We start from the raw sequence: 16,193 nt of genomic DNA, 5'->3' as shown, positions 1-16,193 counted from the left end.
CTTGACTAATAAAAAATAAACAACACATGAAAAATTATAAAAAACACATTGTTAACATATGTACCGCATTACTGCTAGTAGGGTACCTTAGTTCTTGTAGTGACGATTTTTTGGAAGAAGAACTGACCACACAGAGAAGCAACGAATTTTTTGAAACGGAAGAAGGTATTCTTTCCTTGGCAACAGGGGCAACCTATAAGGTTTTGGCATCGACATTTCCTTCAGAACAGCAATTTGCCACCACCAATTATGGAACCGACGAGTTTCATGTTGGCGGGGATGACACCAATAGTCCGTGGAACAATTATGACAGCAGGTTCAACTCTGTAGTCATCACCACACGTACACAAGCTGAGGAGCCATGGGATAACTTTTATGCTGGTATAGCCATGACCAACCAATTGATCGAGTCTATAAACGCCATAGACTCAGATAACCCAGCAGTCAAGAAAACGGCATTGGGCGAGGCTCATTTCCTAAGGGCCTATAATTATTTAAAATTAGTAAGACAGTATGGCGGGGTACCACTAAAGTTAACCGTAAGTACCACAGTGGAACTTGAATTTACAAGGGCATCTGCAGAAGAAGTACTTGCACAGGTAATAGAGGATTTCACCAAGGCTTATGAACTACTGGACAATGCCGTCGTTTTTCCGGCACAGATCAGTAAAGATGCCGCAGCACATTATTTGGCAAAGGCTTATTTAACCAGAGCAAGCGAAATCAATGATTCTTGGAACGGAGAAACAAAAACGGCGGATCTACAGGCTGTTGTAAGATTGTCCGATGAAGTAATCGCCAACCATCCGTTAGCTGCCAATTATCAAGAATTATGGGACTATACGGAACCGGACGGTCCCAATGAGTTTTTACCTGAACTAATACTTTCCGCACAATTTAGTAGGGATAGGTCATTGGCAACTTCTAATTTTAGCACCGTTCCGTTTACCGCAAGGTATGATGATCTACCCATGATGAAAAGAGATTTAACAGGTATGAGGCCCTATAGTCGACTGGCCGCCACCTATTTTACGTATGATGTTTTTGATCATGTTAACGATTCGCGGTTCTGGAAAACCTTTAGAACCAAACACAGGGTAAACAGAGGTGGTGTTTTTGATGGCGTGGAGTATACCGCAGGAGAGGACTTGGGAATAATGTATATTATGAATACACCAGATGATGACCGTTTTGACCTTACGATAAACAATAATAATCCAGACATACTATACAATGGCAAGACCATACCCCATGTATATGTTGCCTATGCGGAAGATGGTGTTGGTTTATTGCCTAACCCTAGATTTCCTTCTTTATCCAAGCATTTTGATTCATCAAGAAGTTCCATAAATGATAATAGGGGCTTACGTGATGAGATCTTAGCCAGATCGGCAGAAACCTATCTAATGGCCGCAGAGGCAAAAATAAGAATGGGCGCTTATGGTGAAGGTCTAGATTATATCAATACCGTAAGAAATAGGGGCGCTTATAAAAATGGTGAGGACAGGGCATTTTATACCGATGGTGCCGAGGCATACCCAACATCCGAATTCAGCCAACCGGTAGAGGATAATTCATACATAAAGGAAAATTCATACTATGAATCCAATAATATTCCTGTAACTACGGATGCCACTGACCTTACCATTACGGATATCAATAATTTACCAGCGGAAGATGAAGCAATTTTCAACAAATTAGGTATTAGTGGTGAATATGACCGTATGTTGAACCTAGTATTAAATGAACGTACAAGGGAACTTTGTGGGGAATGGCACCGATGGGAAGATTTGAGCAGAACATTGACCTTGGTTGAAAGAACTATTGCGTTTAACCCTGAAGCTGCTCCAAATATTAAGGACCATCATATATTAAGACCTATACCCCAAACATTCTTGGACGGTATATATACCGAAGGCAGAACCTTGACAGCAGATGAAAAACAAGCCATGCAAAATCCGGGTTATTAGAAAAAATTTGAGTTGTTTGAGTTAGTTTTAGTAAGGAAGCACTGTTCATATAACAGTGCTTTTTTTGTGATTTTTTTTAAACATTTACTAATAATTACTAGCAAGATGTATGATTTTCAGAATATAATTTAAATAAAATGGGCAAACTGGTAAATTCTCAGGCAAGTACAGGATGCCAACCCTAATTGTAATCAATAATTTAGAACACCAGAAATGCAATCGATTACAAAATCAACCTTTAATTATGAAACAAAAAGAGAACACTCAACTTTTTAAAAAACTATTACTATTCGCCTTTATGGTATTGACGGTAACGGTTTCTGCCCAAGAACAACTATTGAGCGGCACAGTTACCGATACCAACGGCCAAACAGTCCCAGGTGTAAATGTGGTGGAAAAAGGAACCTCAAATGGTACCAGTACAGATTTTGATGGGAAATATTCAATAACCACAACTACGGAGAATGCGGTTTTGGTATTTTCCTATATAGGATTTCAAACCTTGGAGGAACAGGTAGATGGCAGAAATAATATTGATGTAGTTATTAGCGAAGACACCCAACAATTAGATGAAATCGTAGTCATAGGATACGGAAGCCAAAAAAGAAAGGATGTTACCGGTGCCGTAGCTTCGTTAAAAGCAGAAAGCTTTGTTCAGGCCCTGCCAGTTGCACCAGAACAATTATTACAAGGAAAGATTGCAGGTGTTAACATTGTACAGAGCAGTGGACAGCCAGGCGCTTCGTCTACGGTAAGAATACGTGGTACAAGTTCAATATCCGCAGGTAATGAACCTTTATATGTTATTGATGGGGTACCGCTACAATTTGGAAGCGCCAATAATAGCGTTAGGACTGTAACCTCAGGATCTTCTCCGCTATCCGAAGAAGCTATAAATCCATTAAGCTTGATCAACCCGGCGGACATTGCCAGTATAGATGTATTAAAGGATGCCTCTGCAACAGCCATTTACGGTTCGCGTGGTGCCAATGGTGTTATCGTTATTACTACTAAAAACAAGGGGCAATACGGAGAATTTTTACAGTACGATTCTTATACGGGAATAGCCTATGTACCTGAATTATTGCCATTTTTAAATGCAGATGAGTATAGAGCTTACGCAAATAGTAATGACCTACCCTTTTCAGATGAAGGCGTAAATACAAATTGGCAAAAAGAAGTATTTAGATCTGCAGTTACACAAAATCACAATTTATCCTTTGCCGGTGGGTCAAGGACTACCAATTTTACAGCTTCATTAGGTTATAATAATCAAGAAGGAACACTACTTTCTTCCGGCCTTAAAAAATACACGGCACGTATTAACGGTAACCATACTACGCTAGATGACAGACTTAATATTGGGGTAAATTTAACCTATGCCAAATTAGACGAAACCAGGGCCGCAGTAAACTCCAATATAGCAGATGAAGGTGGCAACTTACTTAAAGATGCACTACGTTGGGCACCAACACTACCGGTATATAACGAAGATGGTAGTTTCTATCAAATAGGAGCGCTACGTATTAATCCGGTTTCATGGACTCAAGTAAGTGATGAAAGTGACAGTTCATTACTCTTAGGTAACATGAATGCGGCATTCACAATTCTTGAAGGATTTAAAATTTCAACCAATTTAGGATACTCAAATGAAGATGTAAGTAGGTTTACGAATATTCCTTCTACACATCCCGCAGGTGAAGGCCAAGGAGGTACGGCATCGATAAGCAAATACACCAATCGAAATATTTTGGCCGAGACCAATCTTACGTTTGACAAGCAAATATCCGATGACAGTTATTTAAGTTTGTTGGCAGGGTATTCCTTTCAAAGATTCGAAACCCAAAATACATTTACATCCGCCAATAATTTTGTGTCCGATGCTACTGAATGGAACTTAATTCAGTCGGGAACCATTCAATCTAACACATCGTTCAAAGATGCCAACCGTTTATCATCTTATTACGGTAGGCTTAATTATAAATTAAAGGATAGGTATCTGTTAACCTTTACGTTAAGGCGTGATGGGTCTAGTAGATTTGGTGATAATAACAAATGGGGAACATTTCCTTCAGGTGCTCTTGCTTGGAATGTTACCGATGAGGATTTCATGCAAAATTCCAAGTTCAGCAATTTAAAACTTAGGGTAGGTTATGGTATAACGGGTAACCAAGAAATACCGAATAACCTTTATAGGGAACAATTATCAATAGCAGGGTCTGCCATATATGTTTTTGGCGGTCAGGCCATACCTAGTGTTTTGCCCACTAATTTTCAAAACCAGGATTTAAAATGGGAACAGACCAGCCAAATGAATTTTGGGGCGGACTTTGGTTTTTTTGACCAACGTCTGTATGGTTCTGTTGATTATTACATCAAAAACACCGACGATTTACTATTGCAATTTTCAACTGCCGCGCCTTCCGTGGTCAATACACAATGGGCCAACGTAGGTGAAGTTGAGAACAAAGGGTTGGAAATTAATGTTACCGGAGATATCATAACCAACGATAACTTTAGCTGGACATCCAACGTCAATTTTTCAACCAACAAGAATGAGGTTCTAAGTTTGTCCAATGATAATTTTCAAAGAGATGAAATAAGAACTTCAAGTGGATCCGGGGTTGTTGGTAACAATGCACTTACACAAATAATTAAACCCGGCCTACCGTTAAATACGTTTTACGGAAGGCAATTTACGGGGTATGATGCAGATGGTCTAGAAACCTATTTAGATGTAGATGGGGAAGATGGCGCAGACGAAGTCGTAATTGGGGATGCAAACCCAGATTGGACCTATGGATTCAACAATACGTTCAAATATAAAAACATTGATGTCTCCATTAATTTTAGGGGTGTTGTTGGTAATGATATTTATAACAATACGGCAGCTGAATTCTCTTATGTAAGTCAAACCCCAGGTGTAAACGTTTTGCGTTCAGCATTGGACACAGGTTCTAGCAGGGCACAGACCGCCCAATATTCATCTCAATGGATAGAAGATGGTAGTTATTTACGCTTAGATAATTTAACGGTAGGTTACAATTTTAATACAGATAACGTAGGCTTTATTAAAAAGGCAAAGATTTATTTATCCGGACGTAACTTATTTGTCATCACCGGTTATACAGGTTTTGACCCAGAAGTAAGAACAAGATCTATTGGTATAGATTATTTGGTATACCCAAGACCAAGAATATTTCAGATTGGAACGAGTATAACTTTTTAAGGATGGTCTATAAAAACATTAATAAAAAAATCATGAAAAAATCAACAAACTTTTATCGATTCATACAACTGACAGTTATGGGTATGCTCATCATAGGAACATCAGGTTGTAGTCTAGAAGAAGATGTATATTCCATTTATACCCCAGAAACATTTTATTCGAACGAATCTCAAGTTCTTTCATCGCTTTCGGGTGTATATAGAAACTTTGCCGCCACAACAGGTATGGGCGTAGAATATAGATGTCTGGAATTACCTGCTGATCAAGTAGTCGTACATGAAAAAATACAAGGCTGGTGGGGCGGTGCTAATTTTAGCGAATTAATGGAACATAAATGGCAAGAAGACCACGCATATGTAGGGGGTACTTGGGATTCCTATTTTAAGACCGTAGGCCAAACAAATGCCTTAATAGCATCCTTGGAAGGTTCTGCTTTGTCTCCTGAAGAAATTGCGGGTCCCATTGCTGAACTTAGAGCTTTAAGGGCCTATGCCTATTTCTTCTTGATGGATTTATTTGGTAATGTTCCCATCTTTACCTTACCAAAAGTTGATGCATTGAACTTGCCCGAGCAAAACAGAAGGGCAGAAGTTTTTGATTTTGTAACCTCAGAGTTTATAGCGGCCGCTGAGGACTTACCTGCAAAAGCAGAAGCAGGTGATGCTTATTTTGGACGATTTACCAAAGAAGCTGCCCAAGCTATGCTGGCGACAATTTATTTAAATGCAGAGGTATATACAGGAACTGCCCAAAATGATAAAGCTATCGAATATGCAGATTTGGTGATCAACTCAAACGCTTACAGATTGTTACCAGAATATTTTGACAATTTTAAGTTTGATAATAGTAATAACGATGAATTTATTTTCGGTGCTGTATATTCTCCGGACATTGCCGGTGGAATTGGTCATCCTTTGGTACAAAAAGTATTACCTGGTATTCAAGGTGGGCTGTTCGGCTTACCGTATACACCGCAAAATGGGTTTGGCACTAGACCATCGGTACTCGCTCTTTATGAAGACGGAGATGTTAGAAAAGACATGTTTATCGGTTATGGTGATTTGGTAGACCCTACCACAGGAGAGATAGTAATGGTTGAGCGTGTGGTTCCTGATAACAATTCTACATTATACGTTCCAGGTAAATCTTCTGAGGGACCTGTTCCTTACAACATTATACCTGCAACCGGAATTAGATTACAACCTATGAACGCAGGAATTAAGTGGATAAAATGGGGCTTGGACCCAAATACTAATGGAGGTAATGCAGGCAATGATATTGCCTTTATAAGATATGCCGATATATTATTGATCAAAGCGGAGGCATTGGCAAGAAGCAATGATTTTGCCGCCGCCTTACCACTCGTAAACGAAATTCGTGAGCGTAGTAATGCTGAACCTTTAGATGCGGTTACCCTAGACGACATATTGGATGAAAGAGGTAGGGAGCTTGCATTTGAAATGTCCAGAAGAAGGGATTTGATCAGATTTGGAAAATTTGGAGATGCGTGGGAATTTAAAGAAGTATCAGAGCCGTTTAGAACCATTTATCCTATTCCAAAAACCGCATTGGAATCGAACAATAAACTAGGGCAAAACCCTGGTTATTAAAGAGCAACTAATGACTTTGTTGCAGTTAGTTTTAAAAGGCCCTGTTTTACAGTTGCAGGGTCTTTTTTTCAATTTAAAATTTTATCTTGAATAGTATGAAAAAGACCGTTGACCAAATTCTGATCCTTATTTTGAGCCTTATATTTTTTCAAAATGTCCAAGCACAGAATATTGATGGTAAAGATTATACCCACCTTGCCAACGTATACAATACATTTGATATAGCAGGTGATGATATATTCGGGCAACGTTTCCTTTCTGAAAACTATACCTTTAAAGACAAGGTTACAGGAGTTACCGTAAATGCACTTACTACTTCAAGACATGGTAATTCAAAAATGTACCAAACGCATCCGCAATGGACTGCAGATGGAAAGTATATTGTTTTCACTTCTAATAGAACTTCAAAAAAAGATAACTACGACAGTCAATATTATGCTATCTCTACCAATGATTTTACCATTACACAGATTACCACGGGTAAAAACGGTAGGGACTTTCATCTAGGATGGCACAAAAATGTTGCCTATCAATTTAAAGGAAACAATCTAATTGAAATAGATATTGAACAACTATTGAATGATAGTGAAACCGGTAATGTCAAGAGTTCAGAAGATTATGAAACACTTTTGGCGACCGTACCAAAAAACATTAAACCTTCTGGCTTAGGTCTTGACGCCAGTGAAAAAGCAGCTTACTTTTCCTCCAAAATCAATGAATCGTTATACGCCATATATAAAGTAGATTTCATAACTGGAAAAACGGTAAAGTTAAAAGAGGTTCCTTTTTGGGTGGGGCACTTACAAGCCAATCCCTTTGTTGAGGGAGAACTTATGTATTGCTGGGAAACCAGAGGTGATTCTCCACAACGAATGTGGTATCTTTCTATAGATAAAAATGGTAAGGTAACGAACAGACCGCTTTATGAGGAACGTAAAAATGACTGGGTCACCCACGAGGTTTTTATGGGTCCGGATAAAGTACTTTTTCATTTAATGGGACATTTAGACCGGTTACAAGAAAACCAAACGGGCATCTATTCATGGAACTTAAGAACAAACGAATTGAAATTTCATGGGCAAACCGGTGATGGTGGTTATTGGCATTGTAATGCCACACCAGATGGAAAATGGATTGCTGGTGATACGTTTGATGGTAAACTATATCGAATTAATGCAGATAACCCAAAAGATACGACCTTGTTGACCACGGGTCATCGTTTATTAAGCAAAAGTCCATTTTCTAGCGAGGCTCATATGCATCAATCTATAAGTCCTGATGGAAAATGGATACTTTTCAATTCAAGTCTATTGACCAAAAACGATATTATGATCGTGCCTGTACATCCTAAGTAAAACCATTTATTTATGAAAAAAACAATTTACAGTCTAGTCTTGTCCAGTTTTCTATTTGGCTCTTCTTGTACAAGTCCCCAAGTAAAAAACCAAGAAATACAACTTACCAACAGCTCTAAAATTAAATTGGTAGATAAACCTATCTCCATTAAAAGAACACAGTTAACGGTAATTGATAGTACGGCAATACATCCTATTGTCATATCCGGAACAGACACCATTGCTTCTCAAGTCAATGCTACGGATAACGATGCAGCATGGGACGAGTTATTTTTTGTGATGGACTTTGCCCCAGAAGAAACAAAGACCATTACAATTGCATGGTCCAAACAAGTGCCAAAATATCCCCAACGCACAAGTGCCAGGTTTGGCAAGCGTGCATCCAAAGATGCTCCTGTAAAACCTAAAACGCGTGAAACCATGTTGGCCAATGAATTACCATTGAGCATTGGTTACCAACAGTATCAAACGGACGGACCATCATGGGAAAATGACAAAGTAGGCTTTAGGCATTATTTGGATGGAAGAAACGCGAAAGACCTTTTTGGTAAAAAGACCACTGCAATTTCCCCGGAAAATGTTGGCATCTCTACAGACGGTGCAGTTGAAGACAATTACCATACCATGGAAGACTGGGGCAGGGATATTTTGGCCGTAGGCAATTCATTGGGCCTTGGCGGATTTGGCCTTATAAAAGATAGCACCTTAATGAGATTAGGGGTTACCGTAAACGACACGGTGAACAATATTGAAGAAACCAAATTCAAAATTCTACATGAAGGTCCGGTAAATACCACATTACAGTATAAGTATACAAATTGGAATACTGCCAACGGCAATTATGATGTTAAGGAAACCACTTCTATTTGGCCAGGTATGTATGGCTATCAAAACACGGTAACGATAAACGGTCTTACAGGTGATGAAAATTTAGTTGTTGGTTTGGTAAATATTCATAATGATATGCCTTTGGAAGTTATAAAGAATAATAACAAATATGTCATCCTATTGACCCATGATAAGCAATCTTACGATAAGGAATGGTGGCTAGGTATGGCCATAATACTTCCTAAAGAAAAGTATTTGGGCTATATGGAGGCTCCAAAAACCGGTAATTTATCGAACTCTTATTTGGCCATATTGGATATTAAGGACAATGAACCGGTAAAATACTTTGCTATAGCCGGTTGGGAGCTAAGTGATGAAAAATTTGTAGATAGAAATGAGTTCATCAACTATGTTCTAGATATGACAGACCAACTTTCTGTCAACATTAAAATCACACTTTAACCAAAACAACTTGATCAACATGAAAAATACTCGTTCACCCTTTAAAATTACCCTCATATTTAGTTTCCTATTCTTGAATATGATTTTAGCACAAGAACCAGCCAATGATGTAACGACACCGTTGCATCTACTACAACCAGATTATCCTACACCATATGGCGTAAAATCCATTGATGAAATTGTGGTAACACTGGATCGTGTATATAATTATCTTGAAACTGCGACTGCTGCTAAATTAATTGATGCAACGACCAAAAAGGAAATAACCGATTTTAAAAAATTAAATCAGAATAGCATTTTTGAACCAGGGGCCTTTAGGTTGACCAGTTATGAATGGGGCGTTACCTATGCAGGTATGACTCAAATTACGGAAGCAACGGGAGACCCTAAATATGCCGACTACACCAATAAAAGACTGAAATTAATTGCTGATATAGCCCCGTTTTACTTGGAAAAATATAAGAAGGATAAAGATTATCCTTCGCCAATAATACAATCATTGCAGCCTCATGCATTAGATGATGCGGGTGCCATTTGTGCCGCTATGATAAAGGCTAAGAGAGCAGGTCTAAATGCAGAATTACAACCATTAATAGATAATTTCATTGACTATATCAGTAACAAACAATTTCGTTTTCCAGATGGTACTTTGGCAAGGAACAGACCCCAGGCAAATACCTTATGGTTGGACGATCTGTTCATGAGCGTACCAGCTTTGGCACAGATGGGAAAATTGACAGGGGATAACAAATATTATGATGATGCCGTAAAACAGGTTCGCCAATTTTCCAAAAGAATGTTCAATGAGGAAAAAGGATTGTATATGCATGGTTGGGTAGAGACTATGGACGTTCATCCTGAATATAGATGGGCACGAGCCAATGGTTGGGCCGTAATGACACTGGTAGAATTATTAGATGTATTACCTAAGGATCATGAAGGCTATCAAGATGTCTTAAAGCAATTACAGGCGCATATTAAAGGGTTGGTTCAGTACCAAGATGGCACCGGTTTCTGGCATCAATTAATTGACCGTAACGATAGCTATTTAGAAACCTCGGCAACGGCCATATATACATATTCAATAGCCAAGGCAATCAATAACGGCTATATAGATAAAATGGCCTTTTCACCAGTGGTAATCTTAGGATGGAATGCGGTTGCCACTAAGGTCAATGAAAAAGGTCAGGTAGAAGGTACTTGCGTGGGAACCGGTATGGGCTTTGACCCTGCGTTTTATTATCATAGACCGATCAATGTATTCGCCGCCCATGGTTACGGACCGGTATTGCTTGCTGGTTCAGAAGTTATCAAGCTTATAAAAACAAATACATTTGAAATTAACGATAGTTCCTTACAGCTAAAAGTAGAGTAATAGATGTGTCGATATATCCTGTTGCTAACCCTAACCCTCTTTCTGAGTTGTAATGACGAAAAAAAGGAAGTAGTTAAAGCTACTACTCCCAACATTTTGGTCATTATAGCAGATGACGCAGGTTGGAATGATGTTGGATATAATGGCGCAGAAATATTTACGCCAAATATCGATGTACTTGCAAAAGAAGGAATTCAATTAAATCGTTTTTACGTGAACCCTACCTGTTCACCATCTAGGGCAAGTTTTTTAACGGGTCGCCCAGCCAGTCGAATAGGTATTGTAGCGCCCATAAGCAATAGAAGCGAAAAAAGCCTACCGGACAGCATTGTTACCCTACCCCAACAACTAAAAAAGTATCAATACCAAACCGCATTATTAGGAAAATGGCATTTAGGATTAAAACCCTCTAGTGGACCAAAAAAATATGGTTTTGATTATTCCTACGGATTTCTACATGGGCAAATAGACCAGTATTCCCATGAATATAAAAACGGAGATCCCAGTTGGCATAAAAACGGAACTTTTATTTTTGAAGAAGGCCATGCCACGGACTTAATTGGGGCAGAAGTCATCAATTGGCTTACAAAACACAGAGATACGACCAAAAGTTTTTTTGTACAATTGGCCTATAGTGCTCCACATTTTCCACTACAAGAAACCGAAGCATGGAAAAAACCTTATGTTCATACTATCAAAAATTCATCAAGAAGGGATTTTGCCGCGGCCATGTCCCATATGGATAATAATATTGGCAAAGTCCTGAACAAACTTGATGATTTAGGACTAACGGAAAATACCATTATTCTATTTATGAGCGATAATGGGGCAATGGAAAGTTGGTTTCCAAGCAATCAATATAAGGGTAGACATGCCGCAAATGACGTTTTAGGCAGCAATACACCCTTAAAAGATTGGAAGACTTCCAATTATGAAGGAGCTATTAGGGTACCCGCAGTACTATATTGGAAAGGCAAATTAAAGCCCGGCATTTCCAATAACTATATTTCTGCCATAGATATGATGCCAACTATACTAGACTTGGCAGGTATTGATGAAATACCGGCTTTAGTAGAAGGAAGAAATATTTGGCCCACACTTACAGGCAAAGACACTTTAAACTCATCTATTTATGTGCGTGGTCATCTACAGGAAAGTATTATAGTAAAACCTTGGAAGCTGATCAGAACAAGACATTTAACTTCCGATACCGAATACGAGCTATACAATATTGAGTTGGATCCAGAAGAAACCAATAATGTAGTAAAGGAACAGGAATCCCTATTTTCCAGTTTAAAAGTAAGCCTAGAGGACCAGTTTCAATTAGACGACCAAAATGTTAACCTAGATATTCAATAATGCCATGAAAAGAAATGCATTCACCATGAAACTCATAAAAGGCAATGAGCAAGAATATAAAAAAAGACATGATGAAATTTGGCCTGAGCTTTCAAAACTTCTTTCACAGACGGGAATTTCGGAGTACTCAATTTTTTTAGATGAGGCAACCTCTACCCTATTCGCATTTCAAAAGTTAAGTGACGATTTTGACGAAGCTTTGCTTCCCAAGCATCCCATTGTCAAAAAATGGTGGGCGTACATGGCGGATATTATGGAGACCAATGTCGATAACTCCCCACTATCAAAAAATTTAACCGAAGTTTTTTATATGGATTAAGACCAGTCAATTAATTACCGATAGCCAAAACAAAGTCATGAAAATACATTCAATTCTACTATATATAACTCTATTGGGGCTCACATTCTCTTGCAAAGAAAAGAATACTGAAGTAAAGGATAGCCAAAATTCCCAAAATTCAGCATCATCATGGGTCTCTAAAGTTGGTGCTTCACCTTTAACATTTAATTCAAAAATATATTCCGTAAACGCATATGGTGCGGTAAATGATGGCAGTGCGTTGACCACCGAGGCCATTCAAAAAGCAATTGAGGAATGCGTAAAAAATGGTGGCGGAACAGTAGTTTTTGAACCAGGTATTTATTTAAGCGGGTCTATTTTTATTAAGGAAGGCGTTCATTTTAGAATAGATAAAGGAGTAGAAATCAGAGGTAGTCAAAACATTGCCGATTACAAGGAAATAGATACCCGTATTGCAGGTGTAGAAATGAAATGGCCAGCAGCATTAATAAATGTTAGTAATGAAAATAATGTATTGATAGATGGTGATGGCTTGGTAAATGGCGCAGGTAAAGTCTTCTGGGACTATTATTGGGACCTTCGAAAAAACGACTATGAGCCTAGAGGTTTGCGCTGGATCGTAGATTATGATGCCAAAAGACCACGAACTTTTTTAATATCCAATGCTAAAAACGTATTCCTAAAAGACCTCAACATTCAAAAAGCAGGTTTTTGGACCGTTCAGGTATTGTATTCAGAACATATTACCGTAGATGGCCTAACCATACGAAACAATATTGGTGGCCATGGGCCAAGTACAGATGGTATTGACATAGATTCCTCTAGATATATCTTGGTGCAGAATTGTGATATTGATTGTAACGATGATAATTTTTGCCTAAAAGCAGGTCGTGATTGGGACGGTTTAAGGGTAAACAGACCTACGGAATATGTGGTAATTCGTGATTGTATTGCCAGGGCAGGTTCAGGATTGGTGACTTTGGGCAGTGAAACATCGGGGAGTATTCGACATGTTTATGCATCGAACATAAAGGGTTTGGGAACCAAAAACGGACTCAATATAAAATCGGCCACTACCCGTGGTGGAACGGTAGAAGATATTTATCTTGAAAATATACAGATGGATAGTGTACGTACATTTATGGAAGTTTCCATGAATTGGAATCCAACCTACAGTTATTCCAAATTACCGGAAGAATTTGACCCCGAAGAAATTCCCGTTCATTGGAAAAAGATGCTCAATAAAGTTGAACCGGAATCAAAAGGCATTCCACACTTTAAAAATATTACCCTAAGAAACATTCAAGTTAAAGGAGCTAAAAAAGCAATTAACGTAAAAGGTTTGGAAAGTTCAACGGTTGAACAAATAACATTGGACAATGTGCACATAGAGGCAGAAACGGCTGGTGATATCCAATATAGTAAAAACTGGAGCTTGACCAATGTAAGTCTAAATGCCGAGGACGGCTTGCCTTTAACCATAGAGAATTCACCCGGGGTTATTTTCCCCGCATCTACGTATTCTTCCAATAAATAATCGCATTAAAAACTGTAGAAAATGAAAAATTTCCTTTTTATAGCATTACTGATTTTCACATTACAATGGCCTCAAAAGAGTTTATGTCAAGATAAAATAGACCGACATGCATTGGTGACAAGACATAATGTGAACATACAATCCATAGATACCTTAGGTTCGTTAAACGTAGGTAACGGAAAGTTTTCTTTTACCGTAGACGCTACCGGACTTCAAAGTTTTCCCGAACATTATCAAAATGGAGTTCCCTTAGGAACCCAATCGGAATGGGGCTGGCATATCTCGCCCAATGAAGGTGGTTTTAAATTTGAAGAAGCATTAAAGGCCTATGATTTTAATGGCAACCCAAATGCCCTATATGCCATTCAAGACCGTGAAAATGAACGAAACAATACCGCATCGGATTATTTCAGGTCCAATCCGCATCGTCTACAATTAGGAAATGTAGGGTTGATCATTATAAAGAAAGATGGTTCAGAGGCGCTCCCTACCGATTTAAAAAAGATTGACCAAACGCTCAATCTTTGGACCGGCCAAATAGAAAGTAATTTTGAGGTTGAAGGTTCACCCATAAAAGTGCTTACCTATGCAGATGCTGAAACGGATGCTATTTCGGTAAAAATTGAATCTCCCCTCCTAGCACAACAAAGAATCCGCTTAAAATTCAGATTCCCCTACCCTACAGGTGAGTTTTCAGATAAGGGCACTAATTATACAACGCATAAAAAACATACTACCACAGTTGAAAACAAACCGGGCAACGAATTTCTTTTTTCCCGTACGTTGGATAATGACCGGTATTTCGTTTCGGCAAAACTATCCAACAAAAGCAATATTACTAAAATAGAAGACCACTATTACAGTATTTCACCATCAACCTCAACATCTTTTGAAGCTACCGTTACGTTCAGTGAAAATAAGCCAAAACAGCAAATTTATAATTTCACTACGGTAAGGGCTAACAGCAGCAACATGTGGAAAGATTTTTGGTTGTCCGGTGGTGCGGTAGATTTTTCCGAATGTACCGATGAGCGAGCATTTGAACTTGAGCGCAGGGTGGTACTTTCCCAATACTTAACGCGGTCGCAATGTGCCGGTAACTATCCAATTCAGGAAACCGGACTAACCTATAATAGCTGGTTTGGAAAACCTCATATGGAAATGTATTGGTGGCATACCGCCCATTATCCGCTTTGGGGGCGTACCGGTTATTTGGAACAAAGTATCGGCTGGTATTTTACAGCTTTTGAAGGCGCAAAAAAATTGGCACAACGCCAAGGGTATGAAGGAGTACGATGGCAAAAAATGACCGATAATGAAGGTGGCGAAACATCATCAAATGTGGGATCCTTCCTTATATGGCAACAGCCACATGTCATTTACCTTTCCGAACTCATCTATAGGGACAATCCTACGGAAGAAAATTTAAAAAAATATCAAAAGCTCATTTTTGAGACTGCAGATTTCATGTCATCCTATGCTAATTATGATCCTGAAAACGACAGGTACATTTTGGGTAAAGGAGTCATACCCGCACAAGAATGTTTTGACAAAATGGAAACTTACAATCCCCCATTAGAACTTTCATATTGGAAATGGGCCTTGGAACGGGCACAGGAATGGAAAAAAAGATTGGGAATGGACACAAATCCAAAATGGCAAAAAGTCATCGATAAAATATCGCCAATGGCACAACAAGACGGTGTTTATTTAGCAGCGGAGAGTGTCCCTAATTCATACTCCCCAACAAGCAAACATACCATTGACCACCCGGCCGCTTTAGGGGCCATGAGTTTTCTTCCACAGAACGATTATGTGGATATCCCCACAATGAACCGTACTTTCGATATCGTGGACAAGGTTTGGAATTGGGACCATACCTGGGGGTGGGATTTTCCACTTGAAGCCATGACCGCCACCAGATTAAACAGGCCAGATGATGCAATAAAAGCACTTTTTAGGGATGAGATTACAAATACCTATTTGCCTAGCGGCCATAATTACCAAACTCCTAGATTAACACTTTACTTACCCGGCAATGGAGGTTATCTTGCAGCTGTGGCCATGATGTGTGCCGGTTTTGACGGAAACACAATTAACAACCCTGGTTTTCCAAAAGATGGCACTTGGAACGTGAAATGGGAAGGATTGAAAAAAATGCCCTAAT

General features: G+C 38.9%; 10 protein-coding genes. All 10 read left to right on the top strand.

What is annotated here, in order from left to right; translation table 11 throughout:
* Window positions 1-26 precede the first annotated feature (26 nt).
* The 10 genes from Q2T41_RS11700 (at window position 27) to Q2T41_RS11655 (ending at window position 16,192) form a co-directional block, all read left to right on the top strand.
* Window positions 27-1,970: a RagB/SusD family nutrient uptake outer membrane protein gene (locus Q2T41_RS11700; protein WP_304436243.1), complete on the top strand. Its 1,944-nt coding sequence runs from the start codon at window positions 27-29 to the stop codon at window positions 1,968-1,970.
* Between the two features lie 244 nt (window positions 1,971-2,214).
* A complete protein-coding gene (locus tag Q2T41_RS11695) occupies window positions 2,215-5,199 on the top strand; it encodes a SusC/RagA family TonB-linked outer membrane protein (RefSeq protein ID WP_304436242.1) in 2,985 nt (994 codons plus the stop codon).
* Window positions 5,200-5,231: 32 nt separating this feature from the next.
* Window positions 5,232-6,809: a RagB/SusD family nutrient uptake outer membrane protein gene (locus Q2T41_RS11690; RefSeq protein WP_304436241.1), complete on the top strand. Its 1,578-nt coding sequence runs from the start codon at window positions 5,232-5,234 to the stop codon at window positions 6,807-6,809.
* A gap of 95 nt (window positions 6,810-6,904) precedes the next feature.
* Window positions 6,905-8,164, top strand: a complete 1,260-nt coding sequence (locus tag Q2T41_RS11685) for a TolB family protein (protein ID WP_304437437.1) — start codon at window positions 6,905-6,907, stop codon at window positions 8,162-8,164.
* 12 nt (window positions 8,165-8,176) lie between these two features.
* Window positions 8,177-9,454 (top strand): DUF4861 domain-containing protein, encoded by a 1,278-nt coding sequence (locus tag Q2T41_RS11680; protein ID WP_304436240.1) that lies wholly within the window; start codon window positions 8,177-8,179, stop codon window positions 9,452-9,454.
* A gap of 19 nt (window positions 9,455-9,473) precedes the next feature.
* Window positions 9,474-10,829: a glycoside hydrolase family 88/105 protein gene (locus Q2T41_RS11675; RefSeq protein WP_304436239.1), complete on the top strand. Its 1,356-nt coding sequence runs from the start codon at window positions 9,474-9,476 to the stop codon at window positions 10,827-10,829.
* A 3-nt stretch (window positions 10,830-10,832) separates the two neighbouring features.
* Window positions 10,833-12,188: a sulfatase-like hydrolase/transferase gene (locus tag Q2T41_RS11670; protein ID WP_304436238.1), complete on the top strand. Its 1,356-nt coding sequence runs from the start codon at window positions 10,833-10,835 to the stop codon at window positions 12,186-12,188.
* Window positions 12,189-12,192: 4 nt separating this feature from the next.
* A complete protein-coding gene (gene rhaM, locus Q2T41_RS11665; protein WP_304436237.1) occupies window positions 12,193-12,507 on the top strand; it encodes an L-rhamnose mutarotase in 315 nt (104 codons plus the stop codon).
* A gap of 37 nt (window positions 12,508-12,544) precedes the next feature.
* Complete coding sequence (locus tag Q2T41_RS11660) at window positions 12,545-14,026, top strand: glycoside hydrolase family 28 protein (RefSeq protein WP_304436236.1); 1,482 nt, start codon at window positions 12,545-12,547, stop codon at window positions 14,024-14,026.
* A 21-nt stretch (window positions 14,027-14,047) separates the two neighbouring features.
* The gene (locus Q2T41_RS11655) at window positions 14,048-16,192 is read left to right on the top strand and encodes a hypothetical protein (protein WP_304436235.1); all 2,145 of its coding nucleotides are present in this window, start codon (window positions 14,048-14,050) and stop codon (window positions 16,190-16,192) included.
* Window position 16,193 lies beyond the last annotated feature (1 nt).

This window comes from Maribacter confluentis, from assembly GCF_030505015.1.
GTDB lineage: Bacteria > Bacteroidota > Bacteroidia > Flavobacteriales > Flavobacteriaceae > Maribacter > Maribacter sedimenticola.
The sequence above is the reverse complement of the archived record's forward strand: the minus strand, read 5'-3'. Positions and strand labels throughout refer to the sequence as shown.

What these genes read in the sequence shown, in the direction of transcription:
- Q2T41_RS11675 (WP_304436239.1), top strand. Translation starts at nt 9,474, where the DNA reads ATGAAAAATACTCGTTCACCCTTTAAAATTACCCTCATATTTAGTTTC.
- Q2T41_RS11655 (WP_304436235.1), top strand. Translation starts at nt 14,048, where the DNA reads ATGAAAAATTTCCTTTTTATAGCATTACTGATTTTCACATTACAATGG.
- Q2T41_RS11690 (WP_304436241.1), top strand. Translation starts at nt 5,232, where the DNA reads ATGAAAAAATCAACAAACTTTTATCGATTCATACAACTGACAGTTATG.
- rhaM (WP_304436237.1), top strand. Translation starts at nt 12,193, where the DNA reads ATGAAAAGAAATGCATTCACCATGAAACTCATAAAAGGCAATGAGCAA.
- Q2T41_RS11695 (WP_304436242.1), top strand. Translation starts at nt 2,215, where the DNA reads ATGAAACAAAAAGAGAACACTCAACTTTTTAAAAAACTATTACTATTC.
- Q2T41_RS11685 (WP_304437437.1), top strand. Translation starts at nt 6,905, where the DNA reads ATGAAAAAGACCGTTGACCAAATTCTGATCCTTATTTTGAGCCTTATA.
- Q2T41_RS11680 (WP_304436240.1), top strand. Translation starts at nt 8,177, where the DNA reads ATGAAAAAAACAATTTACAGTCTAGTCTTGTCCAGTTTTCTATTTGGC.
- Q2T41_RS11660 (WP_304436236.1), top strand. Translation starts at nt 12,545, where the DNA reads ATGAAAATACATTCAATTCTACTATATATAACTCTATTGGGGCTCACA.
- Q2T41_RS11700 (WP_304436243.1), top strand. Translation starts at nt 27, where the DNA reads ATGAAAAATTATAAAAAACACATTGTTAACATATGTACCGCATTACTG.
- Q2T41_RS11670 (WP_304436238.1), top strand. Translation starts at nt 10,833, where the DNA reads ATGTGTCGATATATCCTGTTGCTAACCCTAACCCTCTTTCTGAGTTGT.